At 61.6% G+C, this 24,687-nt stretch carries 23 protein-coding genes and 1 tRNA gene; 8 read left to right on the top strand and 16 right to left on the bottom strand.

The annotated features are described in order from the left end of the window. Positions 1–191: 191 nt before the first annotated feature. The 3 genes from CFE428DRAFT_RS19630 to CFE428DRAFT_RS34050 form a co-directional block, all read right to left on the bottom strand. Positions 192–2,363: a PPC domain-containing protein gene (locus CFE428DRAFT_RS19630; protein ID WP_006981370.1), complete on the bottom strand. Its 2,172-nt coding sequence runs from the start codon at positions 2,361–2,363 to the stop codon at positions 192–194. 144 nt (positions 2,364–2,507) lie between these two features. Further along, complete coding sequence (locus CFE428DRAFT_RS19635) at positions 2,508–3,839, bottom strand: DUF1501 domain-containing protein (RefSeq protein ID WP_006981371.1); 1,332 nt, start codon at positions 3,837–3,839, stop codon at positions 2,508–2,510. Positions 3,840–3,846: 7 nt separating this feature from the next. Then, positions 3,847–5,307, bottom strand: a complete 1,461-nt coding sequence (locus tag CFE428DRAFT_RS34050) for a DUF1549 domain-containing protein (protein WP_337442749.1) — start codon at positions 5,305–5,307, stop codon at positions 3,847–3,849. 1,118 nt (positions 5,308–6,425) lie between these two features. Here CFE428DRAFT_RS34050 and CFE428DRAFT_RS19645 point away from each other — a divergent pair. Both CFE428DRAFT_RS19645 and CFE428DRAFT_RS19650 read left to right on the top strand, forming a co-directional pair. Next, positions 6,426–9,239: a WD40 domain-containing protein gene (locus CFE428DRAFT_RS19645; protein WP_162145290.1), complete on the top strand. Its 2,814-nt coding sequence runs from the start codon at positions 6,426–6,428 to the stop codon at positions 9,237–9,239. 102 nt (positions 9,240–9,341) lie between these two features. Next, positions 9,342–9,426: transfer RNA gene (locus tag CFE428DRAFT_RS19650), tRNA-Leu, on the top strand. Position 9,427: 1 nt separating this feature from the next. Here the strand turns inward: CFE428DRAFT_RS19650 and CFE428DRAFT_RS19655 are convergent. Together CFE428DRAFT_RS19655 and CFE428DRAFT_RS19660 are read right to left on the bottom strand one after the other, a co-directional pair. After that, entirely contained in the window at positions 9,428–10,183 is a 756-nt protein-coding gene (locus tag CFE428DRAFT_RS19655) for an anti-sigma factor family protein (protein WP_006981375.1), read from the bottom strand. Further along, positions 10,180–10,707: a sigma-70 family RNA polymerase sigma factor gene (locus tag CFE428DRAFT_RS19660; protein WP_006981376.1), complete on the bottom strand. Its 528-nt coding sequence runs from the start codon at positions 10,705–10,707 to the stop codon at positions 10,180–10,182. The genes CFE428DRAFT_RS19655 and CFE428DRAFT_RS19660 overlap by 4 nt, the downstream gene beginning before the upstream one ends. Positions 10,708–10,880: 173 nt before the next feature. Here CFE428DRAFT_RS19660 and CFE428DRAFT_RS19665 point away from each other — a divergent pair, with 173 nt between their 5' ends. Genes CFE428DRAFT_RS19665 through CFE428DRAFT_RS19675 form a run of 3 tightly spaced genes read left to right on the top strand, consistent with a single transcriptional unit; the run spans position 10,881 to position 12,660 of the window. Further along, positions 10,881–11,837, top strand: coding sequence for a metallophosphoesterase family protein (locus tag CFE428DRAFT_RS19665; RefSeq protein ID WP_006981377.1), 957 nt, complete (start codon positions 10,881–10,883; stop codon positions 11,835–11,837). Between the two features lie 11 nt (positions 11,838–11,848). After that, complete coding sequence (locus CFE428DRAFT_RS19670) at positions 11,849–12,277, top strand: DUF2231 domain-containing protein (RefSeq protein WP_006981378.1); 429 nt, start codon at positions 11,849–11,851, stop codon at positions 12,275–12,277. Between the two features lie 2 nt (positions 12,278–12,279). Beyond that, positions 12,280–12,660 (top strand): c-type cytochrome, encoded by a 381-nt coding sequence (locus tag CFE428DRAFT_RS19675; RefSeq protein ID WP_006981379.1) that lies wholly within the window; start codon positions 12,280–12,282, stop codon positions 12,658–12,660. A gap of 45 nt (positions 12,661–12,705) precedes the next feature. On the opposite strand, the gene CFE428DRAFT_RS19680 is transcribed toward CFE428DRAFT_RS19675, so the two are convergent. The 4 genes from CFE428DRAFT_RS19680 to CFE428DRAFT_RS19695 all read right to left on the bottom strand — a co-directional run bounded on the left by CFE428DRAFT_RS19680 (position 12,706) and on the right by CFE428DRAFT_RS19695 (position 16,867). Next, on the bottom strand, positions 12,706–13,395 hold the full coding sequence (locus CFE428DRAFT_RS19680) for an SGNH/GDSL hydrolase family protein (RefSeq protein ID WP_006981380.1): 690 nt from the start codon (positions 13,393–13,395) through the stop codon (positions 12,706–12,708). Positions 13,396–13,432: 37 nt separating this feature from the next. Beyond that, positions 13,433–15,376: an ArnT family glycosyltransferase gene (locus CFE428DRAFT_RS19685; protein WP_006981381.1), complete on the bottom strand. Its 1,944-nt coding sequence runs from the start codon at positions 15,374–15,376 to the stop codon at positions 13,433–13,435. Between the two features lie 111 nt (positions 15,377–15,487). Further along, positions 15,488–16,147, bottom strand: coding sequence for a hypothetical protein (locus tag CFE428DRAFT_RS19690; RefSeq protein ID WP_006981382.1), 660 nt, complete (start codon positions 16,145–16,147; stop codon positions 15,488–15,490). A gap of 21 nt (positions 16,148–16,168) precedes the next feature. Then, positions 16,169–16,867, bottom strand: coding sequence for an FHA domain-containing protein (locus CFE428DRAFT_RS19695; protein ID WP_006981383.1), 699 nt, complete (start codon positions 16,865–16,867; stop codon positions 16,169–16,171). 394 nt (positions 16,868–17,261) lie between these two features. On the opposite strand from CFE428DRAFT_RS19695, the gene CFE428DRAFT_RS34060 reads away from it, so the two are divergent. After that, entirely contained in the window at positions 17,262–17,924 is a 663-nt protein-coding gene (locus CFE428DRAFT_RS34060) for a response regulator transcription factor (RefSeq protein WP_006981384.1), read from the top strand. 130 nt (positions 17,925–18,054) lie between these two features. On the opposite strand, the gene CFE428DRAFT_RS19705 is transcribed toward CFE428DRAFT_RS34060, so the two are convergent. The 5 genes from CFE428DRAFT_RS19705 to CFE428DRAFT_RS19725 form a co-directional block, all read right to left on the bottom strand. Further along, on the bottom strand, positions 18,055–18,429 hold the full coding sequence (locus CFE428DRAFT_RS19705; protein ID WP_006981385.1) for a DUF190 domain-containing protein: 375 nt from the start codon (positions 18,427–18,429) through the stop codon (positions 18,055–18,057). 7 nt (positions 18,430–18,436) lie between these two features. Beyond that, positions 18,437–18,853, bottom strand: a complete 417-nt coding sequence (gene crcB, locus CFE428DRAFT_RS19710; protein ID WP_006981386.1) for a fluoride efflux transporter CrcB — start codon at positions 18,851–18,853, stop codon at positions 18,437–18,439. A 10-nt stretch (positions 18,854–18,863) separates the two neighbouring features. Continuing rightward, a complete protein-coding gene (locus tag CFE428DRAFT_RS19715) occupies positions 18,864–19,340 on the bottom strand; it encodes a hypothetical protein (RefSeq protein WP_006981387.1) in 477 nt (158 codons plus the stop codon). Between the two features lie 92 nt (positions 19,341–19,432). Continuing rightward, positions 19,433–20,530 (bottom strand): alpha/beta hydrolase, encoded by a 1,098-nt coding sequence (locus CFE428DRAFT_RS19720; protein WP_006981388.1) that lies wholly within the window; start codon positions 20,528–20,530, stop codon positions 19,433–19,435. A gap of 98 nt (positions 20,531–20,628) precedes the next feature. After that, positions 20,629–21,615, bottom strand: a complete 987-nt coding sequence (locus CFE428DRAFT_RS19725) for a C-terminal binding protein (RefSeq protein WP_006981389.1) — start codon at positions 21,613–21,615, stop codon at positions 20,629–20,631. Between the two features lie 171 nt (positions 21,616–21,786). Between CFE428DRAFT_RS19725 and CFE428DRAFT_RS19730 the strand changes: the two genes are divergently transcribed. Beyond that, the gene (locus CFE428DRAFT_RS19730) at positions 21,787–22,560 is read left to right on the top strand and encodes an SDR family NAD(P)-dependent oxidoreductase (protein ID WP_006981390.1); all 774 of its coding nucleotides are present in this window, start codon (positions 21,787–21,789) and stop codon (positions 22,558–22,560) included. Between the two features lie 2 nt (positions 22,561–22,562). Here the strand turns inward: CFE428DRAFT_RS19730 and CFE428DRAFT_RS19735 are convergent, their stop codons facing one another. Then, the gene (locus CFE428DRAFT_RS19735; protein ID WP_006981391.1) at positions 22,563–23,453 is read right to left on the bottom strand and encodes an NAD(P)-dependent oxidoreductase; all 891 of its coding nucleotides are present in this window, start codon (positions 23,451–23,453) and stop codon (positions 22,563–22,565) included. A gap of 77 nt (positions 23,454–23,530) precedes the next feature. Between CFE428DRAFT_RS19735 and CFE428DRAFT_RS37580 the strand changes: the two genes are divergently transcribed. Further along, the gene (locus CFE428DRAFT_RS37580) at positions 23,531–23,686 is read left to right on the top strand and encodes a hypothetical protein (RefSeq protein WP_006981392.1); all 156 of its coding nucleotides are present in this window, start codon (positions 23,531–23,533) and stop codon (positions 23,684–23,686) included. Positions 23,687–23,893: 207 nt separating this feature from the next. On the opposite strand, the gene CFE428DRAFT_RS19740 is transcribed toward CFE428DRAFT_RS37580, so the two are convergent. After that, positions 23,894–24,685, bottom strand: a complete 792-nt coding sequence (locus tag CFE428DRAFT_RS19740; protein ID WP_006981393.1) for a hypothetical protein — start codon at positions 24,683–24,685, stop codon at positions 23,894–23,896. Positions 24,686–24,687: the final 2 nt, after the last annotated feature.

The raw sequence follows: 24,687 nt of genomic DNA on the forward strand, positions 1-24,687 counted from the left end.
GCCGATGGGGCGGGCGTCTCCAGGCCTCCATCCGCTACGGGAGAGGATACGGGTGGCTCCATTAACCGAGGTGACTGAACAGCATAAGAATAGGCGCGGTAAGGAAATGCATACGGGGCGATTTGTGAAGCGATTTTCCTGACAGGGTCGCAACTCCCAGTTTTCCTAACGGCCTCCGTCAGCCGCTCTTGCTACTTCGCCGGCTTGGCCGCGACGGTGATTTTGATCGGGTTGCTCGGATAAATGACCCGCATCTTTTTGTCCCCGCTGGTGGGCACCTGGCTTTCGGCGTTGATGATGAAGCTGTAGGTGCCTTCCTTCGTCTTATCCGTCGTGGCCACCGTAAGCGTGGCCTCGGTTTGGCCGGGATTGATCGTCGTGGTCGGGATGGTGAGGCCGGGCGGAAGGTCGTAGCCGGTGCCGGTGAGTTGGATGGCGCTGGGCATATCCGCGCGGCGGGCGGCGGTGACCTTTACCTTGATCGGGTCGCCGGCCTTGATGGCAGTGTCGGTGGTGGAAGCGGTCACGGCAAAGGGAGTCGTTTCCCGCACGGCCAGCATGATGCTCTTGGTGATGCGGCAAATGGCGGGCGTGTTCACGGTATTCCAGACGATGGTGCCTCCGCGCGCTTCGCGAACCAGTTTTTCCGATCCTACCTGACACGTGCCAACGATCTTGATCTCGGCCTCGCCGATCGGCGCATCCGGCGCGGCATTCACGACGAGCGTGCCCCACTTCACGCCGGGGCCGATGACAATCGGATCGGCCGTCACGCCGGGCGGCAGATTCTGCGCCTCCACTTCGATCGGCGCATCGTTATCGTTCATCCGCCAGACGAGGACATCGAGCCGCTGCCGTCCGCCCTGATACACGCACGAGCTGTCGATGTGGATGTCGTGCGTCGGCGTGCAGACGAGACGGAAATCCGGCGCCGGATCCTTCTTGATCTCGAGCCGGTATTGATACTGCGGCCCCCCCTGCACCTGGCTGTAAACGTGCTCCAGCCGCAGCGTGAAATCCGCGTCCTTTGGCGCCGTCCACAGGTAGACGATGTCCCGGGTCATCGTCGGGAAACGCAACTGGCCGATATTTTCACCGGTATCCTGGTAACTGTTGATCAGCTTGCCCTCGGGTTTGCCGTCGTTCTCGTAGATTTCCAGATCAGGATCAGCGGGCGAATTGATCCGCTCCGAGGCCACATCGATGAGATACTTTTCGCCCTTCTTCGCGCTAAAAGTGTAATAGCCGGCGTCCTTTGGGGCATTGAACGCGCCGGTCACGGCACACGGCACAGGGATGTGCTGCGTGTGTTCGATGCTGTCGTTCGGTCGCTGCTGCAGCAGCTCCGGGCTATCGCTGTAGACGAGCATCCGCGCGTTCGAAGTGCCGGTATCGCCACTGACGCGCACTTCCATGCCGTCCAGCCGGGAGGACGGCGGGCGGACCAATTCATTGACCTGCAAGCCGGTCACTTTCTGCGAATCGCTCGGCACTTCGATCTTCCGCACCACCTTCTCCAGCGGCCGCCCATTCACCTGCACATCGGTCTTCTCGCCGCCCGGCAGATTGCGCCCGTAAAAGGTAATGTCCGCGGTGGTGCCGGGCTTCGCGCCGCTGGGCGTGATGAAATCCAAATACGGCCCGGTGCTGATCTTGAGCCGGTAAAAGCAATCCTCCCCGCCGTTATACATGAAGTCGGTAAACCGCACATAATAGTCGCCGTCCTCCGGCACATCGAAGTCAATGAACGGGTCACGCTTTTGGTCCCGGATGTTGGCATCCTGGTTCGAAGCGATTTCTTTCCCTGCGCTGTTGAAGAGCACGAGTGTGCCGTCCAGGCGCGAATCCAGGCGCCAGGCGAGGGATTCAATCAAAACTCGCTGGCCTCGCTTGGCCTCGAAGACAAACCAATCGATGTCCTCCGCTGGGCTGACCGTGCCGTTGATGATGCAATTCAACGGCACGCGATTCGCCTTGTCGCGGGTATTATTTGGCTCCTTCTCCATCACCTCCGCGCAGTCGCTCACGTCGAACGCGCGCGGATTGCTCACGCCCATTTTGCCGGCGGAGCGCACGTCATAAACACCAACGGGCACATTCGCCGCCACCGTCACTTTGAAACGCGCCGGCAGTTTCGCCGGGTCGGAGATCAGCTCGGCCGTAATGCCCGGATTGCTGAAATAAAGCTTCTTCGTTTCGTCGAGCCGACTGCCGTTGAGTTCGACTTCGACCGTCGTGCCCCGCTTCGCGCCGCAGGGGAGGATGTGCTGGAGTTCCGGGACGGGAATTTCCTGGGCGTGGGCGGTGAGGATCGACGCCAGGAGGCCGCAAATCGCCACCGCCGATTGAATGAATCTTTTCACGAGTCTTGTGTCGGACAAAAGGAGTTTTTGAACCACGGATTACGCGGATTTCACGAATGAGACGAGCGGCGCGGATTTCTTTAATCCGTGAAATCCGCGTAATCCGTGGTCACCCTTCCTCCCGAATTAGAACGGTCCAGGCTCTCAGGCCAGCAGCTCTTTGATCGGCTCGCCGTAGTTGAGGATCGGCACCGGGCGGTCGGCGTCGTTGACGTAACTCTTCGTCTGGTCGATGCCGAGCAGGTGATACATCGTCGAGAGAACGTCCTGCGGCGAAACCGGGCGCTCCTTCGGAAACTCGGCGCGCGCGTCGCTCTCGCCGAGCACGATGCCACGCTTGAGTCCGCCACCGGCCATCGGCACGGAGAAGACATTCGGCCAGTGATCGCGACCGGCATCCTTATTGATACGCGGCGTGCGGCCAAATTCACCCCACGCGAGCACGAGTGTATTGTCGAGCTGCCCGCGCTGCGAAAGATCTTCGATCAAACCGGCAAACGCCGCATCGAACTGCGGCAGGTTCTTGTTCTTCAGGCTTTCGAAGTTATTCGCATGCGTGTCCCAGCCGCCGACGTTCACCGTCACGAAACGCACGCCGGATTCGATCAAGCGCCGGGCGAGCAGCGTGTTCTGGCCCCAGGTGGTGCGGCCATACATGTCGCGCGTCTTCGCGTCTTCCTTGCCGATGTCAAACGCCGCCTGCACCTTCGGCGAAGTGACGATGTTATAAGCCTGCTGGGCAAAGGTATCCATGCCACCGATGAGGCCGGAGGAATCGACGTCCCGGCGCAGCGTGTCGAAGTGGCTGAGGATGGCGCGGCGATTTTCCAGCCGGTCCAGGGTCAGGCCCTGCGGAACCTTCAGGTTCTGCACCGTGAAGTTATCGCTATTCGGATCGCCTTGCGTTTCAAACGGGTTGTAAGCCACGCCAAGATAGGCGGCGAGCGAGCTCTTCGGCGCCGTCGGCACGGTGACATACGCCGGGAAACCTTCGACCTTCGGTCCCATCTCCTTGGCCACGATGCTGCCATAGGACGGCGCCTCGTTGGACGGAATATCATTCGTCGGCTTGTAACCGGTGAGCAGCGTGTGCGTCGCCGATTCGTGCCCAGCATCGCCGTGGGTGCACGACCGGACGAGCGCGAGCTTGTCGCATACCTTGGCGATGCGCGGCATGTGCTCGCCGATTTGCAGACCGTCCAGGTTGGTATTGATCGGGCTGAAAGTGCCGCGGAATTCGGACGGTGCGTCGGGCTTCAAGTCCCACATATCGAGCTGGCTGGGGCCGCCCCCCATCCAGAAGAGGATCACGTTCATGTCCTTGGTCGCCTTGCCGGCAGCCTCGGCCATGGCTTTCTGACGCAGGAAAGAACTCAGCGACAAGCCGCCGAGCATCAGGCCGCCGGTTCGAAGAAAGCTGCGGCGAGTAACGCCGTCGCAGCAACGATACGCTCCACTGTGGACGTCGATATTCATATGGGGATTAGTGGTTAAAGAGAAATTCTTTGGCGTTGAGGAACATCCACTCGAAGTCTTCGAGGGACGCCCGGCGATCTTTGGCGCCGGCGACCATGGCCAGCGCGTCCTTCATTTCATCGGGACGCGGGTTGCGGCCAAAAGCGCTGAGATAGAAGTCGGCCAGGATTTCTTCGTCCGATTTCTTCGCATCGAGCAACTGATTCAGACGGCCTTTCTTGTCGGCGATCTTGTTCTGTAATTCGGGCGAATTCATCAGGTCGAGCACCTGGGAAAGATTCGGCGCATAACTCCGCTCGCATTCGCAAGCGGTCTCCCGCATGGAGCGGCCAAACACCGTGAGGAAGTAACTCGGCACCGCTTCATCCGGCAGATCGATGGCGCGCGTCCCGAGGGGCAGCCCTTCGAACTTCGACTCCGAACCGGTCACCTGATCGACGGCGTCGAGCAGCGCCTGCGCGGAAAGCCGCTTCGGCGTGTAACGCGCGTAATTCTGGCGGTCCGTTTTGTTTTGTTCCGTCGGCGTCGAACTCAGACTGTAAGTCCGCGATTTCATGATCACCGACATGAGATGCTTGAGGTCGAAGTGGTAGTTGATCATCTCCTTGGCCAGTGCGTCGAGCAGTTGCGGATTGCTCGGCGGATTGGTCACGCGCATGTCATCGACGGCTTCCACGAGACCCACGCCCATGTAGTGCGCCCACGTACGGTTCGCAATGGCCTTGGCGAAATACGGATTCTTCGGATCCGCCATCCAATCGGCGAGCTTCTGCCGCGGATCCTCCCCGCGCACATAATCGTATTCCGGCCCGTTCAGCGCCTTCGGCTTCATCGTCTGGCCGGTGCGCGGCTGATTCACGGCGCCATCCTTTTTCACCACGATCGCCTGCTCGTCACCCAATCCACGTTTGACGGAGACGCGGGCGAAGAACGCGCCGTAGCCCCAATAGTCATCCTGTGTGATGCGTTCGTAGGGATGATTGTGACAGTTCGCGCAGGAAAGGCGCAGGCCGAGGAAAAGCTCCGAACTGTCGTTGACCATCGCCACGGTATTGCGCACCCAGCGATACCAATTGGTCGGCGGACATTCGGCGCTCTCGCCCTGCGCGGTGAGAATCGCGCGCACGAATTGGTCGTAGGGCATGTTCTGCGCAAAGGCATCGTGCAGCCAGCCGGTGAAGGCAAAGGTGCCCGCCTTGAGCGTGTTCTGTCCGTGGCGTTGCACCCGGAGAAGATCGCCCCACTGATTCGACCAATAACCCGCGTATTCCGGGCGATCGAGAAGCCTATCCACCAACCGGTCGCGCTTGTCCTCCGACTGGTCCGCGAGAAAGGCCTTCACTTCCTCCGCCGTCGGCAGCGTGCCGATGGCGTCGAGGCTGGCGCGGCGCAGGAATTCTTCGTCGGAGCAAACCGCGCTCGGGGCAATGCCGAGCTTGTGCCATTTTTCGGCAACCAGTTCGTCGATGAAATTCTTCGGCTGGAAATGCGCGTAGGCTTCCGCTGGGCAACCCGCGGCTGAAGGGGACGGCGACGCGGGCCACGTCCACCTGGCCCATGTAGCGGACCATCACCGCGCCTTCGCCGGTGTGGCCGAGCGTGCTCACGAGACCATTCGTCTCGACCTTCAGGATATCCGGCTGCTGCGCCTTGTATTCCGCCTGGCGGGTGACGTCTTGAAACGAGCCGTCGGTGTAATGCGCGACCACGCGCAACTGCTGCTCTCCCACGCCAGCCAGGAGTCGCTCACGCGGGAGAACTTCGATGCTCTGCACCGTCGGCGCTTTTTCGTCACCGTAGGGCACGCCTTGGGCGATCCAGCGGCTAAGCATCTTATAGGCTTCGGAATGCTCGTCGAAACGAGTGCCGCCGCCGTGAACGATCGTGCCGGTGGCCTTTTTCAGGATCAGCGATTCCTCGGGCGACGCCGGGAAGACGCGGCGGCCATGCGCTTCATTGACCAACGCGTCGTAGTCGAACTTTGGCTCGAAGGCGAAGAGGGAAAGCTTGAAACCGTTCTGGCCCGAGGCCTTGCCGTGACAGCCGCCGGTATTGCATCCGGTCTTGGTCAGGATCGGCTCGATGTCGTTGACGAAGTGGAGTTCGCGCTCGACGGCAAAATTGCGGACGGTCGCCCTGGCGGACGCGACGACAGTTTGCTTGGTCACCGGGTCGACGACCGAAGCCTCGACGGAAATGGCGCCATCGCCCTTCGGCACCAGCCGGCCTCTTTCCACCGCGGCCACGCCATCGCCCGAGCCGCTGCCTTCGGTCAGTTGCGTCTTGTATTCGACCTGCCGGGTGCCGTCCCGCAGAGTGCCGTCGCTCATCTTCAGGGTGACGAGAAACTGCACGGACTGGTCGGCGTTGGTCAACGTGACCTCATGGGGCTCGATCGTCACCTCTGTGATTCGAGGCGCATCTTCGGCCACGCCCACGGAAGCGGCGGCGGCAAAAAACGCGAAAATGAGGGACTTTCTAAGCATGCTGTGGGAGGTGGCTTTAATGGAATGCCCGTCCTTGGTGACGTGGCGATTTCAACTACTTCCTCTTTAAAGCAGAATGTTCGCCCAATTCTTAGACGAAATGGCACCCCTCCCCCAGAGTATCCGGCCCGACCAGCGATCGCTGCTGGGGGCCGGCATCGCCGCTATTTCCGCCGTTTTCGCTCTCGCCACCGCGGTTTCTGCGGAACCGCCTCCGGCCAAGGCACCTGTGCCTTCCACGCCGGCTCCCGCCATGGCGGCGGCGAAGAAGATCGATTTCGAGGCCCAAGTCCTGCCGATCCTGAAGAAGAACTGCCTTTCCTGCCACAATGCCACCGATGCAGAGGCCGATCTCGTGCTGGAGACGCCGGCGACTATCGCCAAAGGCGGCGAGGATGGCCCGGTGGTGGTGCCGCACAAGGGGAACGAGAGCTTGCTGGTGAAGAGCGCGGCTAGGGAAGCCAAGCCTTACATGCCGCCGAAGAACAACAAGGTCGGCGCGGAAATCCTGAAACCGGAAGAAGTGGCCCTTCTCCAGGCGTGGATCGACGAAGGGGCCACCGGCACGGTGAAAGCCAAGGTGAGGCCGGTGAAATGGCATCCCCTGCCCCCGGGCCTGCACCCGATCCTCGCCGTGGCGGTATCGCCTGACGGGCAATACGCGGCTTGCGGACGGGCCAATCAGATTTTCATCTATCACGTGCCCACTGGCCAGACGGTGGCGCGGCTCACCGATCCGAAGCTGGCGGATAAATCGGGCCGGAGCGGCTGGCGAAGTTCGGCGCAGCGGGATTTCGTGCAGTCCCTCGTTTTCAGTCCGGACGGGAAGGTGCTCGCCTCGGGCGAATACCGCATGGTGAAACTCTGGCGGCGGGAGCCGAATCTCCCGCAGTTCACCCTGGGCGCGGAACCGGCCACGGCGCTCGCGCTCAGTCCCGATGGCAAGTTTATCGCCACAGCGGCGAAGGATAACGTGATCCGCATTTGGGATAGCGCGGCGGGCAAGCAGTTAAAGGAACTGGCCGGGCATTCGGCGACGGTCAATGCCCTGCGATTTTCGCCCGATAACAAACGACTGGCTTCCGGCGGCGCCGACAAGACGATCCGCGTATGGGATCTCACAACTGGCCAGAACACGACGCAGGTGGAAGCGGCCACCGAAGTGAGCGCCCTCGCCTGGGTGAGGGATGGGAAACAGCTAGCTTCGGCCGGCGGCGATAAGTCCGTTCGGCTCTGGGATATTCCCACAGCGGCCGATGCACCGTTGACCCAGGCGAAGGAATTGACCGGCCACACCCAACCGGTCACCGCGCTGGTCGCTTCGTCGGATGGCAAGCAGCTCTTCTCCGGCAGCAGCGACGGCTCGGTGCGCCAGTGGGCGGTGGATTCGGCGAAGCAAGTGCGGCAGATGGATCACGGGGCGCCGATCACCGCGCTCGCGCTCTCGCCGAATAACAAGACGCTCGCCACGGCGGGCGGAAATCACGCGCGGATTTGGAACGCGGAGAAAGGTCAACAATTGGGCGAGATGAAGGGCGATCACCGCGCCAGCGATCGTCTCGATCGTGCCACGCAGTTCGCAGATTTTGCGAAGGCGGAGGTCGCCTACTGGAAGGACGCGGTGGACGCGGCGACGAAATTGCAGGCCACCAAGGCGGACGCGATCAAGAAAGCGACGGATGCCGTGACCGCGGCTGACAAAGCGGTGACCGATGCCAAGGCGGCGCTGGAAAAGGTCACGGACGACAAAGCGAAACCGGCGGCGGAAGAGGCTGCTAAAAAAGCGACGGCGACCAAGTCCTCCGCCGAAAGAGTCCTGAAACTTGCGCAGGAAAGCGCGAAGGAAGCGGAGCACCGCACGGCGGACGCAAAGGCGGCTTCGGACAAGGCCGCCGCCACCCAGCAAACCGCGGATACGGAAGTGGAGAAAGCAAAGAAGGCGGCGACCGATGCGGAAAAAGCGGTGCGAGCCGTGGCCTTTTCGCCGGACGGCCTGACCGTGGCCACCGCGGGTGAAGACCAGATCGTCCATACGTGGAGCGCAGAAAATGGCGCGGGCTTCGATACCTTCCCCAGCCAACTCGGCGGCGTGCAGGCGCTGGCTTATGCGGCGGATGGGCGGATCATTTCCGCCGCGGAGAAAAACGGCGCGATCGTCTGGCGCAGCGGACCGAACTGGACGCTCGCGCGCACCATCGGCACTGGTGATGAAAAGTCGCCGCTGAGCAATCGCGTCGTGGCGCTCGATTTCAGCCCCGACGGAAAATGGATCGCCACTGGGGGCGGCATGCCTTCGCGCAACGGCGAAGTGAAAATCTGGAACGCGGCGGATGGCGCGCTCGTGCGGGAGATCAATCCCTCGCACAGCGACACTGTTTTCAGCGTCCGCTTTTCGCCGGATGGAAAACTGCTCGCCACGGGCAGCGCGGACAAGTTCGTCAAGGTCTTCGACACCGCCAGCGGCAAGCTCGTAAAATCGATCTCCGGGCACACCCATTACGTTCTCTGCGTGAGCTGGCGCGCCACTGGCCGCGAGATCGCCAGCTCCGGCGCGGACAAGACGGTGAAGCTGTGGGCGTTTCCCTCGGGAGAGCAGATCAAGAGCATCGAGGACTTCAAGAAAGAGGTCACCTCGGTGCGTTTCGTCGGCTACGGCGGCGAGCTGTTGACCGCCTCCGGCGACAACCGTGTGCGCATGCTCAAGGAGGACGGCGGCAACCTGCGCGAATACGGCGGCAGCAAGGGCTTCATCTTTTCCACCGCGCTCACGCCCGATGGGAAGATCATCCTCGGCGGCGGACAGGACAGCGTCCTGCGCATTTGGAACGCGGCGAATGGGAAAAACCTTTTCAGCCTCGATCCCCCGCCCGTCGAAGCACCGCAGAAAAACGCGAGTATCTCCGCGACGAAATAGACGCGCGTCCGTGCGGGCATCGGCCATTCGCGTTTCTCGCGGCAAACCGCAAAACCCCGCTTGCTCACGAGCCACGACGCTGGCACTGTCGCGCCCTTCTGCGGCGCCGTGGTGAAATGGCAGACACAGCGGACTTAAAATCCGCTTCGGGGAAACTCGAGTGCGGGTTCAAGTCCCGCCGGCGCCACTTACTTCGCCGCCCACTCGCGCACGAACTCGCGCATCTCGCCTTCGTTGAGATCGCTCACGAGGCCGAAGTTCATCTTTCCATCGGACCAGCGCAGGACGTTGTAGCCGTTGCGTTGGGTTGCGCGGAGTTCCGCCGGCGAGGAGGATGCGGATGGCCAGACGAAGAGATTCAGGAAATGCTTCTGCCGGCCATAGACGAGCGCGGCCACGGCGCGGCCTTCGAGGAAATCCATTCGTCCGCCAAGCAACGGGAAACCAGTCTCGCGCAAATCTTTCACCGGCGGGGCGAAGTCGATCTTGCCGTCGAACCACGGCTTGACTGTGTGCTGATCCGTCGAGGCGACATCGTAGAGATGATTGACCATCAGCGAACGGACGTGACTGGAGGTCAACTCCGCGAGCAAACGGTCGTCGCTGCGCCGGAATGACACCTGCAAAGTCAGCACACACGCCACAAGCAGCACCGCCGCCACGGACCAAGCGGGCTGCCGATACCATGGCCGGGTGATCACGGCCGGGCGTTCGGCCCGGACCGCCTGTTCCACGGCCGCGGTGATCGAGCTCCGCAGGCGGGTGGGCGCGCGGAAACGCAGCTCGGAATCTTGCAGCGCGCCGCGCAACGCGGAGAGCTGGCGCACGGCGTTGAAGCAGCTCGGACAATCGGCGAGATGCTCGTCAACCTGCAGTGTATTCGCAACGTCGAGTTCGCCGTCGTGATGCGCGTGAATCAATTTCTGGACCTGCTCGCAATTCATGAAAGACCTCCGCTTTGCGGTTGCGTGGAGAGCGCGGTCTGGAGCTGACGGCGCGCGCGGGTGAGCCGCGACATCACCGTGCCAATGGGCACGCCGGCGATATCGGCGATCTCCTTGTAAGAACAATCCTCCAACTCCCGCAGCACCAGCACTTCGCGAAAGACCGCGGGCAGCGTGGCAATGGCTTGCCGCACCGCATCGACATCGCCCGCGCGGATCAACGACACCTCGGGACTCGCGGAGACATCGATACCGCCGTGCAACTCCTCGTCGAATTCCACCGCCTCCTCGTGCCGGCGATTGCTGCGCAGCCACGTCCAGGCGGAGCGGCGCACGATGGTCAGCAACCACGCCCGCGCATCACCGCCACGAAAGCCGTCGAAAAACTTGAACGCGCGCAGGCAGGCCTCCTGGGTCACATCCTCGGCATCGCGCTCGTTACCGATCAACCAGCGCGCGAGGTTGTAGGCCGCATCGAGGTGCGGGAGGATCGTCTGGTCGAAGTTGGCGGCAGCGTCAGGCAAGGCGTTCGAGAGATGGGTTCAACACAGGCTAGACTCGCGAGGCGGCGATTTTATTCCCGGAACCGATTTTTTCGCAATGCAGGGAATTTTCCCGAGGGGCGGTGGGTCTCGGTCGGTGAGGCGCATCGTGCGCCCGTGAAATCCACATCAACGACCAAACCACATCCCATCCTATGTCCCAACTCATCACCGAAAACTCCACCGACGACAGCCTCGACCGCCGCGGATTCCTGCACTGCATGGCCTGGGCGGGCACCGGCATGCTCTTCAGCGTCAGCGGCGGCATTCTCGGCTCACGCCTGCTCGGCAGCACGGCCAGTGCCGCGGAAGCCGCGACGTTCAATTTCGTGCAGATCAGCGATAGCCACATCGGCTTTCACAAGCCGGCCAACCCCGATGTCGGCGCGACCTTTCGCGAGACGATCGCGCGCATCAATGCTCTGCCCCAGGCGCCGGATTTCATCCTGCACACCGGTGATCTCACCCAACTCTCGGAGACGAAGGAATTCGACGACCTCCAGCAAATGCTGAAGGACTGCAAGACGAAGCAGGTCTTCTTCGTACCGGGCGAACACGACATCCTCAGCGACAATGGCGCGCAGTATCTCGAGCGCTTCGGCAAAGGCACGCACGGCACTGGCTGGTACAGCTTCGATCAAAAGGGCGTCCACTTCATCGGCCTCGTGAATGTCGCCACGGTGAAAGAAGGCGGCCTCGGCGTGCTCGGCGCGGACCAACTCGACTGGCTGCAAAAGGATCTCGCCAGTTTGTCGAAGAGCACGCCCATTGTGGTCTTTGCGCACATTCCGCTGTGGAGCGTGTATCCGCAATGGGGCTGGGGCACGGACGACGGCGCGCGCGCGATGGAAATGCTGCGGCCCTTCGGCTCGGTCACGGTGCTCAACGGGCACATTCACCAGGCGATGCAAAAGATCGAAGGGAACATCACCTTCCATACCGCGCGCTCCACGGCCTTCCCGCAGCCCGCGCCCGGCACCGCGCCCAAGGCGGGACCAATGGCCGTGCCCGCGGAGAAACTGCGCAGTTATCTCGGCATCACCTCGGTGTCGTATACCGAGACCTCGCACTCGCTGGCGGTGATTGACTCCACGCTGGCGACCAACCGGTAACCGCGCGCGCGATGATCGAGCCATCCATCTGGTCGAACCTGCACGGGGCGAGCACGCATTTTCCCATCGCGCTCATGCTCGTCTCGGCGTTCTGCGATTGCGCCAGCCTGCTCTTCTCCCAGGCGGAGCAGAAGCAACGCGCGCTGCGCTCCGCGGGCACGATCACGCTTGTGCTCGGCGCATTGGGCAGCTACGCGGCGGTCTTCACCGGATTGGTGATGACCAGGTGGCAGGTGTGGGGCCACGCCACGCTGCTGCGCCATCATCAGTTCGTCTGGCCGGCCTTCGCCCTCATGGTCGGGCTCGCCACCTGGCGTCTCGTCGCGCGGCGCAATCCCGGCGACAAACTGCCTAGGGCGTATGTGGTGCTGATGCTCCTTGCGGCCGCCTTCATGAGCGGGGCCGGTTACTGGGGCGGTGAAATGCTCAACCGAGGATAGCCATGATCTCGCCTCACTTGCCCGGCCAGGCGCTGCGCGTCGCCGTGATCGTCGTGGGTTGCACCATTTCGTGCGCCTTCGATCTCGTCGGCACCGATTCCACAGCACCCACCGTCGCGCCCGTAGCGGTGGTCACACAGCCGCCTTCCGCTCCGCGCGGAAGGCGGCTCTTCATCCAAAGCTGCGCGCATTGTCACGGCGACGATGCGCGCGGCAGCGGTGAGGACGGCGACGGGCCGGATCTCTTCGCGCTGCGGATCAGCAATGCCCGCATCGCCGCGGTCATCCGCACGGGCATTCCCGAGGAAATGCCTTCCTTCGCGAAGAAACACGCCGCCGCGGATATTGCCGATCTCACCGCCTATCTCCGCACGTTGCGATAGGAAGGGTTCGCGAATCCTCGAACAGAATGTCGATTCAAGCCGGGCTCATTTATCCGGCGAAGGGAGATACGGACCAACGATTTCCGTCCACAGCTTGTAGCCCTCGGCGTTCATGTGCAGCCGATCCGGGCCGAAGATTTCGGGGCGCGGCAGGCCATCGGTGCCGAGCATCCGCGGGAAGACGTCGATGAACTTCAGGCCGGGTTTGCCTTCGATGTATTTTTCGATCAGCGAATTGGCCGTTTTCACCTTTTCGACGTCGGCCCATCGGGCGGGATTTCCCGCGTTCGAGATATAGGCGATCTCGGTCTTCGGCAGTTTCGCATGGATCTTTTCGACGAAGGACTGGAAATCCGCGAAGACCTGCTCGGGCGATTTGCCGGCGTGGATGTCATTCGTGCCCGCGTAGAGGACGATCATGCGCGGCTCGTAGGGGATGACGATTCGGTCGGCAAAATGCACGCTGTCGATGAGCTGCGAGCCGCCGAAGCCGCGGTTGATGACCACGCGATGCGGGAAATCCTCGGCGAGCGTGGTCCATTTGCGAATGCTCGAACTGCCGACAAAGACGATGCCGCCCTTGGGTGGCGGGCTCTGGCGATCTTTTTGCTCGAAGGCGGCGATTTCCTTTTCCCACTTCGCAAAGGGATCGACCGGCGCCTCCGCGCGCACCTGCGGTGCGACGGCGACGAACAGCGGGAGGAGAAGACAAAGCCAGAGAAGAGGGAAACGCATGGCGGGACAATGCGCACGGGGCACGCAAATGGCAATGTCAGCGGTAGTCCTGCCAGCCCAGTTTATTGACGATCGGTTGGGCACCGTCTTCCGCCGCGCGAGACCACAAGATGGCCACGAACTGGTGCGGAGCAGCGGCGGTGAACTCATGAAAACCAGCTGTCAGTTCACGCGGCCCGCTGCCGGCCGCAGCACCATCTATCGGATCGGCAACGAGTTGGCCGTCAGCCCACAGGACATACGAGCCGGGTATCTTGACTTCGAAACGGATTTTCTGACCCGTCGCGATGGATGAATTAGTGACCGCCTTGCCTGCCACCCGCAATCGCCCCACCGAAAGGACGTCTACATGACCATACGGGGCGTCGACAATGAAGGCGTGAGAGCCGGCCGTGACTTCGTATGGTTGGACGCTGCTCTTAATGCCCACAATGGAGCCATCCACGACATGGTTATCGGCCCACAGCACATACGAGCCGGACACTTTGACTTCGAAAGGAATCTTCTCACCAGCCGCGATGGGTTTGTCGGTCCTCGCTCCGCCAGCCCCTCCTTTGCGGGCAACGGCGAGATAGTTTTCCTCGATGAATTTCGCTCCTTTCTTCGGATACCAGCGGTCCTGATTCAGGGCGACGCAGACGTTTTTCGCGACGAGATCCTCCGCCACGGTATCGGCGATCATCATGCTCCGGATTCGGACAAAAGTGAGCGGTTCGAGGACGTAGTAAAACGCGCGCTGGCGAAAGACCGATTCACCTTTGAAATCCATGACGAATTCACCCGGCTTCGTGAGCCGCAGCACTTCGCTGAGAATCTCCCGCTCGCGTTGGGTGCCATCGATCCAAGGTTTGCGCCCAACGAGCAGGAGGACGATTTCCAGGACGCTGACAGCGATCAGAACGCACTTCGCGCGTGAGGCCAGGAAGCGATCGGCGAGTGCGATCAACGCCGCGGCGAGCAGCACCATGGCGATTGGATAGAAGGGCAGAAAGTCCTGGCGCGTGAGCAGCGTCCAGAAGCTATAGAGCGCGGTGTAATAGAGCCCGGCCAGCAGGAAAAGCCCCGCGCGGCGCAACGCCTTCGTGGTGTCCGGCGTGCGATAGGCGATGTATCCTCCGATCGCGAGCAGGAATGGCAGAGCGATCGGGAAAGCGAGGCGCAGACGGGACGGATGATTCTTCGCATCGACGTCCGGCAGGAGATTGTGCTGGATGGTGCCGTAGAAGAACGGCGCCCACGCACCTTTCATCATGAAAAAGGAAGCGAGAATCGCCGGTCCAATGAACATCCCCAGGAACATCGGCCAGGCTTTTCCGAGAATGCGCCCGATGCCTGCGAGCCCCAACCGTCGCGCGCAAACCAGCATCGTAAAGCCGAGAGTCATGGCCAGCACCGCGGCGAGCAGCGTGGTCTTCAGCGAAACCGTGGCGCACAGCCCGAGCAGCAGGCCACCGAGAAATGCGCGCGTCCGTGAGAAACGACCGCACACGAGGGTGGCGACAGTGCCGAGCCAGAGTGGTGCCCAGAGATTGTCCGTGCGATATTCGACCGCGCAATAGAACCACCACGGCAGCAAGCTGATGAACACCGTGCCCCACAAGCCGACGCGCCGCGAGAAGACCGCCGAGCCGATTTTCCACACGCACCACAGCGACACGAGCCAGAGCGGCACCATCGCCAGGCGCATGTAATCCAGGATATTCGTCCGCTCACCCAAAGCCGCGACGAGCGGCGAGAAGAGGATGTGGAAGAGCGGGGTGTGGTTGTCGAAGAAGTCACGGTATTGCAGCAGCCCCTGCGTCCAGCCCCAGGTGGTGTGCAGGTGCTGGGGCTCGTCGCTATCGTAGCGGTAACGGAAGACGTAAAAGCAGCGCAGGCCGAAGGCGATGACGAGGAGGAGGCCGGCCCAGAATTTCTCGCGCCACGAAATGCCATTTTCCTCGGCTGGCCGAACGTCGGCGGGTCGAACCTCCTCACTCATGGGCCCAGGGAGCGACAGGCAGGCGGAAGGACGAAAGTTGGCGGCATGCCTCCTTCAATCCGAAATCCGGACCGATGCCAACAGCGGAGGCGTGGGGAAATTTCGAATCGCCTATTCCGAAAGCTTCTGCGTACCCTTCGGACCACTCTTCGGCGGCAAGGGATTCGCCTTCCCGGTGGCCTGCGGCAAGGAACGTGCGCCGGGTGGGAGCGGACGTTGTTGTCCGGGCTTCGGGGTCGCCGGCGTGCCGGACGCGGCGGGCGTCGCGGGTGCACCGGGCGCCTTGGGCGGTCCACCGGCTGGCGTGCCGGTAGCGCGGGGCAACGGACGAACGCCGGCACTATTGGCGGGCGCAGCCGGGGCGCGAGTAAACAGACTTTCCGGAATCGAGGAATCCACCGGCGGGATGAAGGCGGAGCGCTTCGGCAAATTCGCCGGTGCAGCCGGCTTCTCGGATTTCTCCGGTTTCTCGATTTCCGTCGGCACGAGCGCAGAAGGCGTCGGCGCGGTCGCGGCGGGCTTGGCCAGTGGGACCTGCGGCTTGGCAAGCGGCTTGAAAGGCATGTGCGCCGCCGGGGCCATCGGCTCGGGCGCCGCCGGCGCGGTCGGGGCCGGCACTTCGCTCGGCGCCACGGGAACTTCCACTTCCGCGTACGGCTTGGGGCGGATCGGCGCTACTGGCACCACCGGTGCGGCGGGCTTTACGGGAACAGCCGGCGCCGCAGGAGTGGGAGCGATCGAGGCAAGTGCAACCCCAGCCAGAGTTCCCATCTGGACACTTCGATGCGCACTTCACCCGCCGGGCGCGACCGCCGCCGCCGCCTCCACGGGCGGCAACGCGGGCTTTTCTTCCTCGCCATTCAGCTTGCGACGCATTTGCTCCATCTCGCGCTGCGCTCCATCGTAGGCGAGTTGCAAATTGACACGGTCGCGTTTCAAAATTGCGAGATCCGTTCTCAAAAGATTGATTTCTTCCTCATGGCGGAGCCGCTTTTCCTTCAGCGCCTCGCGCTCGACGACCACCTGTTCGTATTCATCCCGGCTCACCGTGGCGCCTTCGGCCGCCTGGTGTTCTTTGCGCAGCGCGGCGATTTCCTCCCGCAAGGCCGACACCGTGGCGCGCATCTCGGCATTTTCCTGCCGCACGGCATTCACTTCCCCACGCGACGGGAAGGTCTCGGCCTCTTCGCCGGACGCCACATCCTCGGGGCTGAACTGCGCCTCGACCGTGCCGAAGCTGATCGTGCATTTCTCATTCAGGTGGTAATCCGACACCTTCTGGCCATTGACGTAAGTGCCATTGGATGAGCCGCGGTCATGCAGGCGATAGTGGCCGTGCTCACTGATGAGCTCGGCGTGAAAGCCTGAGACCGTGCGATCGATGATCTGGATCGTATTAAAGGGCAATCGACCGATGGTGAGTCGCGCGCCGGTCAGCGCAATCACCGTAGGCTGATCTTTCTCGGGGAACGTAAGACGAAGACTGGCCATATTACTGGAGCTATGGGGAATCGGCGCGAAACAGTAGTGAGACGCACTGGAATCGCAACCGCCTTCTTTTAAGAAATCGTGGAAAGTGAAAAAAGTGGGGGGATGGATGTCAAAAAATTTGCGCGTGAACGCTGTAGCATTCCCCGGGAACAAGCGATTTCAGGTGAAAATCACGGCGCATGATCTATTGTAGACTATTGTTTACAAACAAGAACAGAAGTTGACGTCAGATAAAATTTAGTCGAATTCGAAGACATCCACCAACCCACTGCGCTGCGTTTACAGCCCACAAAATACCAGTCTTCCTTGTTGACCTGTAGAAAATTGTCACAAAGAACGCGGACCGCGGCATTAAGCATGCTGTAGTTGGTTGGTTTTAGATACCAATACGCTTATGGATTTGTTGCCCTCGATACTGATCGCTGAGGATGATGAGAGAACCTGTATTCTCCTGCAAAGCATGCTGGAGAGTCTGGGCTACCCCATTGTCGGAACAGCGGGCGATGGAATGGAAGCCGTCGAAAAGACCCTCTCCCTCAAACCGGGAGCGGTGCTGCTCGACATCGGCATGCCGGTCCTGGATGGACTGGAGGCTGCCCGCCGCATTTTGGACCAAATGCTGGTCCCCATCGTGGTGCTCACCGGCATGTCCGATGATGCGACCCTGGAAGCGGCCCGCGCGCTCGGTGTGCAGGCTTTCCTCCTGAAGCCGCTCGCCAGCAAGGAGCAGCTTCGCGCCGCCATCGTCATCGCCACCACCATCTGTGACCGGCAACGTGCCGACGCGGAACGGATCGATACCCTGAGCACCTCGCTCGAGTCGACCCGTGTGAAGACCATGCCGCGCGCCCTCGGAAGCTACGGCCTGACCCGTCGCGAGACGGAAGTGCTGCACCTCCTGGCCGAAGGCAAAGCGAACGCCGAAATCGGCGTCGAGCTGGGTCTTTCCCCGCGCACGGTGGAAAAGCACGTCGAGCACATCCTCGACAAGCTGGGCGTGAAGTCGCGCACCGCGGCCACCCGCCTGGTCGCCGACGCCGGCCGCCGCAAGCGGTAAACACCCGACGAACAATCGCGCCTTCCGCCGCTTCGCGGAACAACGCCTGAACAAAGGTGCAAAACGTACGTTAGTCGTTTGCGCTTTCTGTGCCTTTTGTGGCCGCTCCTCCCGCCGTTTCGCGGCCAGATTAGTTGCCGCGCTCGGTATGCGGGCGGTAATGGATGACCTGCACCTTTTCCAAGGTCACCAGGCCGCCATCCATCATCTCGTCGAGCACTGGCAGGAATGCCTGGATCTTCCCGGGTTCATCCACGATCTCGATGACCATCGGCAGATCGGTGGAAAGCTGGAGGATCTTCGCCGTGTGAAGACGGCTGTTGTGTCCGAAGCCCATCGGGCTTTTGAGGACCGTCGCGCCGGCCAGATGCAACTCGCGCGCTTTGAGCACGATCGCCTCGTAGAGCGGTTGGTGGCCGTAGCGATCGGTGTCACCGATGAAGATGCGCAGCAGCGTCGCCTCGGCGGGCAGAGGTGCAGACGCGCCAGAAGAATCGGGAGTCATGGGAGAATCAGCGTTGATTGATGAGCGAAGCGACCAGTTGCCCCAGCCACACAGCGGCCAGGCAAAAGAGGACCGAGAGCAGCACATTCCAGCCCGCCCTCAGCCACTCACCGCCATTGAAGAGACTGAGCGTCTGCAGGCTGAACGAAGAAAACGTGGTGTACCCGCCGAGCACGCCGATCATCACCACCTGTCGCGTGAGCGGCGGTGCGAGGTAAATCCCATCCGGGCCGGTCAGCGCCGCGAAAAGACCGATCACAAAACAGCCGGTGACGTTCACCACAATCGTTCCCAACGGAAACGTCTCGCCATAATGATTGGCGAACCAGTTCGAAAGCCCGAGGCGCAACGCCGTCCCCACCGCCCCACCGAGCATCACGGCGAAATACGTTTTCAAAATCTCCGGTGTGGATGAGGCAGACATCGCAAAACTTCTAGTGCCGTCGCGGAATCGCGATCGTCACCTCGTAGCGCTCCGCGCCGTTGGGAGAATCGCAAAGATAGAGATCAAAACCATCCGGCGTCTGCTCCAGCGCAATGACATCGCGGCCCTGGCGTTTCACGATCCAGGCTTTCGTGAGATCGAGGTGGCTCACCACATCCTGCCACGCGGGCGGCGTCTTCGAGAGATCCTCCCAAGGCTCGCCATCGAACGACACATCCGTGGGCTCGTCCCAATACTTGTGCTCGTAGCGTACCCCGTCGCGGGTGAAAATGATTCGCCCGCTGCCGTCCACATTCGCACTAATCCGCAGCAGCTTCGGCTGCGCCGCAATCTTGTCATCGATATTCGCGGAGGAATCATTCCGCGTATCCCGCGTATTCGAATCCTCTTTCACGGGCGTCAGCGCCCCGGCCCCCATCGTCGCAGCGAAAATCAACAAAACAGCGGTCTGAAGGAGCGTCTTCATGGTGATCCTAATTCGTGGAGAGCGTCGGGTTTGAGGGTAGACGAACGAGCGCTACCGAAAATTAGAGCAAAGCCCCCAAGAGCAGGCTCGATCTATTTGGCCGCTGGCTGAAAAAGCAGCGGCATGATCTCGTGCAAATAGTGCCGCCAATTCGTCCACGTGTGGCCGCCCTTGCTAATATGTGAGGTGAATTTCACGTGATGCTCGTTGAGCAACGTCTCGAGATCTTTTTCGCTCTTCAAAAGGAAATCGTCTTCGCCGATCCCGATCCAGAAAAGCGAGAGCTGGTCATTCGCCTTGTCGAGAAATGCGCCGTGGCTCTGGGCATAACTGTCCCGCGCCCCCGCGCTGAAGACGCCGAGCCAGGCGAACTGATCCATGTGCTTCACGCCCACATTCAGCGTCTGAAAACCGCCCATCGACAACCCCGCGAGCGCACGATTCGCCGCGCCCGGCGCCACGCGATACTGCTTCTCCACGGTGGGGATGATCTCCTTGAGAAGCTCATTCTCGAAATCATCTTCGTGCCCGGCCTCGCGCGGGTAGGTGCCATTCGGCATGACGATGAGCATCGGCTTCGCCTTGCGCTCGGCGAGCAGATTGTCGGCGATGAAATTGGCGCGGCCCACCACCGTCCAGCCGTCATCGGCATCGCCCGAACCGTGGAGCAAATACAGCACCGGAAAGTGCTCGCTGGTCTGCTGGTCGTAACCCGGCGGCGTGTAGACGCGGAAGCTGCGCGGCGCCTCGAGGCTCTTCGACCAGAACGTATGAATGGTGACGTTGCCGTGCGGGATATCGATGGCTTCCCAAAACTCCGCGGGATGCGCCGGCACCTCCACTTCGCTATAGTTGGGCCGCAGGCCCGATTTCACCCATGCATTCGCCGGGTCAAGACTGACAAACCCATCGATGTCGAATTGATAGTCATAAATCTCCGGAGCGAGCCCTTCGACCGTGGCCGTCCATACACCCTTGTCGTCATGCTGCATGGCGATGAGGTCCTTGCGCCCATTGATGCGCACATTCACCTGCTGCGCCTTGGGCGCGGCAAGACGGAAGACGACCTTCCCCTGCTCCACCTCCGGCGAAACCAGCCGCTCCGGACGCCGCGCCAGTGCGGGTTGCTGAGCGAAAGTCGAACAAGCGAGCAACGTGGTGATTACAACGCAGAAAGGGATCGATTTCATAATGGGGAGGAATGGCCCCACAATGAGTGAGGGGCTTGATGATGTGTGTATCAGCAAAGCACCCGCGGTCGAGCCTGAGTACGATTTTGAAAAAAACCTTAACCGACGCCGTTGACGATGTTCTCCAGCGGCTCACCACGCACCGCGGCGAGGGCGATGCGAGCGGAGGTGGCGCGCATTTCCAGCTTCGATTCCACGCTGCAAAATGCCGCGTGGCAGGTGACGATCAAATTCGGCGTGGCGGCTTCTTCAGCGGTCTGCAGCGGCTCGTCTTCCACCACATCGAGGCCGGCTCCGGCGATGCGCCCGGTGCGCAAAGCGTCGAGGATCGCCGTCTTTTTGATCACCGCTCCACGCGCAGTATTGACCACAAACGCGCCGGGCTTGAGCAAGGCGATCTCCCGCTCGGCGATGAGATGCCGCGTCTCTTCGGTGAGCGGGCAGTGCAACGACACCACATCCGCCTGGCGCAGCAATTCGTCGAGTTGGCGCACCCGCACAATGCCCACCGCCTTGTCCACGCCATTCGGCAGATACGGATCGTAAAAGACGACCTTGAACCCGAGTGCCTTTGCGCGCAACGCCGCCGCAGTGCCGATGCGGCCGAGGCCCACGACACCGAATGTCAGTTCGCGCAGACGCCGCAACCTTGGTTCGACGCGAATGGTCCAGCCGAGTTGTTTCGCCTCACGGTCGAGTGGAAAAAGCTGGCGGCACAACGCGAGCGCCAGCGCGATGGCGTGATCGGCCACTTCCTCGGTGCCGTAGTCGGGCACATTGCACACCGCAATGCCGTGCTCGCGGGCAGCCGCGATATCCACTGAGTCAAATCCCACGCCATTGCGGATCAGTGCGCGGCACTGGCGCAGCCGGGCCAGGCCGGCGGCACGGATGGGAGTGTTGTGCCAGACGATGAGGGCATCCGCCCCGCAAATTTCGTCGGTGAAATCATCATCGCTCGAGCAGAGGAAACGGCGCACTTCGGCAGCGTCGCCGATCACCGCGCGTTCCGCGGTGCATTCCGGTTCACCGAGCGGAGATTTCGCCCAGTCGATAATGCCGATGAGAGGTTTGGGGGAGGACATATTGGGGGAGGTGGAACGTCCTAGCAGCCTCTCGGTGGGGGGAAAAGGAGGAAGGCGGAAGGATGAAGAAAAGTATTATTCGATGACAGAACGTCGTCGGAATTCCAAAACCGCGTAGCGCACTCTACTTCATCCTTCATCCCTCCTCCTTCCTCCTTCATTCTCGCCACCATGCAAATGAATCTCGAAGGGCAAAAAGTAGTCGTCCTCGGTGCCGCGCAGGGCATCGGCCGCGCGATCGCGGAAGGCTTTGTGGCCGAGCGATGCCGCGTCTGGGCGTTCGACCGCGAGGCACAAGCCGCTCCCCTGCCCTCCGTCGAAGCCAACCTCTCCGGCGACGTGACAAAATACGGCGACCTGCGGGCCGCCGCGGAACAGATCGGCGACGTGGATCATGTCATTTTCACCGTGGGCGCGGGCTCGGGCAAATTCGGCTTTCCCTTTTGGAACCTGGAGCCCGGCGATTGGGCGCGCGTCCTCGACATCAACTTGATCGGCGCCGTGAATGCCGCGCACGCCTTCGCCCCAAAGCTGATTGCCAGCGGAAAAGGTTCCATGCTCTTCCTCGTCTCCGTCGCCGGGCAAATCGGTTCGCAGACCGATCCACCGTACAGCGCGGCGAAAGCAGGGCTCATCAATTTCATGCAATGCGCGGCGAAAGATCTCGCGCCGCACAATGTGCGGGTGAACGCGATCTCCCCCGGAATGGTGCAGACGAGCTTGAACGAATCCGTGTGGCGCGCCGGCCAGGCAAATCTGCCCACGGACCAGCGACAGGATTATGCGACGTGGGGCGGCGAAAAGATTCGCAAGGTCTCCCCGCTCGGCAAATGGCAGACCCCGCCAGAATACGCGGCCATGGCCGTGTATCTTGCCTCGGATCACGGGCGGAACATCACCGGCCAGACGATCAATATCGACGGCGGGCAGGTGATGCATGCGTGACGCTACTTGTCGTAGAGCATGAACAACCCCGAGTGATCCACATCACCGAGGCCTTCTTTTTCGACCATGCGTTCCCACTGGGCACGGCAGTTGTCGAGGGTCGGTGACTGGAAGCCAAGGGACGCAGCGAGTTCGCAGATGAGGCGCACATCCTTGAGCTGCAACGCCGAGCGACCGCCGGGCACGAAATCGCGCCGCACCATGCGGTCGCCGTGCAGTTGCAGGATACGGCTGTCGGCAAAGCCGCCGAGCAGTGCTTCGCGCACTTTCGCCGAGTCGACTCCCGCGAGTTCCGCGAGGCGCAGGGCCTGCGCCACGGCATCGATGGTCTGGGCGACGATGAGTTGATTCGCGAGTTTCGTCACCTGCCCCGAGCCGACCGGGCCGAGGTGCGTGACATTCCTGCCGACCACGCGCAGCACCGGCAGGGCTCGTTGAAACGCCGCCTCGCTGCCGCCCGCCATGATGGTGAGCGTGGCTGCTTCCGCGCCGACCTGTCCCCCGGAAACCGGCGCATCGACCCAGGTCACGTGCTCCGCAAATTTTTTGGTCGCCGGCAAGCCAGTGGTGCCGAAGTCGATCAGCAGCGCACCGGGCTGCAAGCCCTCGATCAATCCACCCTGGCCCAACAAAACCTGCTCGACGACTTCCGCCGTGGTCAGGTTCAGGCAGATGATCCCGCCGCCGATTTCACGCGCGAGTTCCGGCAGCGTAGCCGCGCAACGCATCCCCGCTGCGACCGCGGCTTCCGCCGGCCCTGTACTGCGATTCCAAACGACGACGTCAGCGCCGGTTGCGTGGAGATGCCGCGCCATCGCGCGGCCCATGTTACCGAGGCCTACGTAACCGATCTTTTGGCCGGAGAGATTTTTGTCTGTAAGTTGCGAAGTCATAGGAACGGGAGGAAGGTATTACATGTGGAAGGTAAAATCGACTGAACAACCACCGTCTCTCGCACGTCCAATCTGACATGAAGAACATCCTGCTCAATTCACTGGAAAGCCTGCTCTCGGTTAAGCGGCAGCGACTTTCCGTGGCCCGCTCACTGCGGTCGCGAATTGTGCTCAAGCGCGAAATCCAGCAACTGCAGCATCAGATCGACGAACTGCGAGCCAAGCCTCTCTAACCTCGTCTTCGCCGAAAGGAGTCCCGTCATGATCTTCTTACTCTATCTCGCTCTCATCTACGTCGGGTGTTTCTGTCTGCTTTGCGGCCGCGCCGCGGAGCAATGGTAGAAAAACAAGGGGCCGGTGCGCGACTTGCGTCGGCACCGGCCTGAGCTTTGGTTTCCCTCGCGGGAAAAATGGGGATTTGGCGATTAGCGCCCGTCGCCTTATTTGTGGGCGGCCACCGGACCAAGGCGTTTCTTGCCGAGGGCGATGTCATCGATCCACACGGTGAAGCCCGGATCGGTCGCGGCCTGATAGTTGGTCCAGCCGATCGAATAGGTATCGAACTTCGCCGGGATCTCCGACTTGTCGTACTGGCCCGCGCCCTTGTGCAGCGCGATGTCGGTGATTTCCTGGCCATTGACAAAGAATTGATAGGTCTGCGTGGCGGTGTCCGCGTGCCACTCGAGGAGCGTCCACTCGTCGGTGAATTGATTCGTCGTCTTCTGCGAGACACCGAATTCCCCGCGCAGCTTCGTCTGGACGTTGTAGAGATACTTGAAGGCGCCGGTACCATTCACCGAGAGGCCCACGAGGCGCACTTCGATCGGGTCATTCGCCAGCGGGCTGGTGCACTTGCCGGCGACCAGCGTGGTGTGAATGGATCCGCTTTTCTTGCCTTCCGGAATGACCGGAAGCGGCGCGGGCGTCTTCACCTTGTAGTAGAGCCGGCCCCAATGTTCGCCACCGAGCGCAGCGACCTTGTCGGGCGAGAGGGTGATGAATCGGCCGCCCTTGATGGCCGGTTCGATCTTCAGCGAATGCTTGCCGCTGTGAGCCTGGTCATCGGCCACGGCGATGGCGCCGGTCTTGGTGAAGCCTTGCGGAATCTGGCCGACGGCGGTGGATTCGAGGTCATCAGAAACGACGATATCCGCCGCCGAAGCCTGGGCGAAAAGATGGGGTGTGGAAACCGCCAGCAATGCGGCGGAAAAGCAAAGGAGGGGCAATTTCATAA

The organism is Chthoniobacter flavus Ellin428 (genome assembly GCF_000173075.1).
Lineage (GTDB): Bacteria > Verrucomicrobiota > Verrucomicrobiia > Chthoniobacterales > Chthoniobacteraceae > Chthoniobacter > Chthoniobacter flavus.

Excerpts from the sequence above, each read along its gene's own strand:
- CFE428DRAFT_RS19635 (WP_006981371.1), bottom strand. The coding sequence starts at position 3,839 with ATGAATATCGACGTCCACAGTGGAGCGTATCGTTGCTGCGACGGCGTT.
- CFE428DRAFT_RS19645 (WP_162145290.1), top strand. The coding sequence starts at position 6,426 with ATGGCACCCCTCCCCCAGAGTATCCGGCCCGACCAGCGATCGCTGCTG.
- CFE428DRAFT_RS19655 (WP_006981375.1), bottom strand. The coding sequence starts at position 10,183 with ATGAATTGCGAGCAGGTCCAGAAATTGATTCACGCGCATCACGACGGC.
- CFE428DRAFT_RS19665 (WP_006981377.1), top strand. The coding sequence starts at position 10,881 with ATGTCCCAACTCATCACCGAAAACTCCACCGACGACAGCCTCGACCGC.
- CFE428DRAFT_RS19670 (WP_006981378.1), top strand. The coding sequence starts at position 11,849 with ATGATCGAGCCATCCATCTGGTCGAACCTGCACGGGGCGAGCACGCAT.
- CFE428DRAFT_RS19675 (WP_006981379.1), top strand. The coding sequence starts at position 12,280 with ATGATCTCGCCTCACTTGCCCGGCCAGGCGCTGCGCGTCGCCGTGATC.
- CFE428DRAFT_RS19680 (WP_006981380.1), bottom strand. The coding sequence starts at position 13,395 with ATGCGTTTCCCTCTTCTCTGGCTTTGTCTTCTCCTCCCGCTGTTCGTC.
- CFE428DRAFT_RS19685 (WP_006981381.1), bottom strand. The coding sequence starts at position 15,376 with ATGAGTGAGGAGGTTCGACCCGCCGACGTTCGGCCAGCCGAGGAAAAT.
- CFE428DRAFT_RS19690 (WP_006981382.1), bottom strand. The coding sequence starts at position 16,147 with ATGGGAACTCTGGCTGGGGTTGCACTTGCCTCGATCGCTCCCACTCCT.
- CFE428DRAFT_RS19695 (WP_006981383.1), bottom strand. The coding sequence starts at position 16,867 with ATGGCCAGTCTTCGTCTTACGTTCCCCGAGAAAGATCAGCCTACGGTG.
- CFE428DRAFT_RS34060 (WP_006981384.1), top strand. The coding sequence starts at position 17,262 with ATGGATTTGTTGCCCTCGATACTGATCGCTGAGGATGATGAGAGAACC.
- CFE428DRAFT_RS19705 (WP_006981385.1), bottom strand. The coding sequence starts at position 18,429 with ATGACTCCCGATTCTTCTGGCGCGTCTGCACCTCTGCCCGCCGAGGCG.
- crcB (WP_006981386.1), bottom strand. The coding sequence starts at position 18,853 with ATGTCTGCCTCATCCACACCGGAGATTTTGAAAACGTATTTCGCCGTG.
- CFE428DRAFT_RS19715 (WP_006981387.1), bottom strand. The coding sequence starts at position 19,340 with ATGAAGACGCTCCTTCAGACCGCTGTTTTGTTGATTTTCGCTGCGACG.
- CFE428DRAFT_RS19720 (WP_006981388.1), bottom strand. The coding sequence starts at position 20,530 with ATGAAATCGATCCCTTTCTGCGTTGTAATCACCACGTTGCTCGCTTGT.
- CFE428DRAFT_RS19725 (WP_006981389.1), bottom strand. The coding sequence starts at position 21,615 with ATGTCCTCCCCCAAACCTCTCATCGGCATTATCGACTGGGCGAAATCT.
- CFE428DRAFT_RS19730 (WP_006981390.1), top strand. The coding sequence starts at position 21,787 with ATGCAAATGAATCTCGAAGGGCAAAAAGTAGTCGTCCTCGGTGCCGCG.
- CFE428DRAFT_RS19735 (WP_006981391.1), bottom strand. The coding sequence starts at position 23,453 with ATGACTTCGCAACTTACAGACAAAAATCTCTCCGGCCAAAAGATCGGT.
- CFE428DRAFT_RS37580 (WP_006981392.1), top strand. The coding sequence starts at position 23,531 with ATGAAGAACATCCTGCTCAATTCACTGGAAAGCCTGCTCTCGGTTAAG.
- CFE428DRAFT_RS19740 (WP_006981393.1), bottom strand. The coding sequence starts at position 24,685 with ATGAAATTGCCCCTCCTTTGCTTTTCCGCCGCATTGCTGGCGGTTTCC.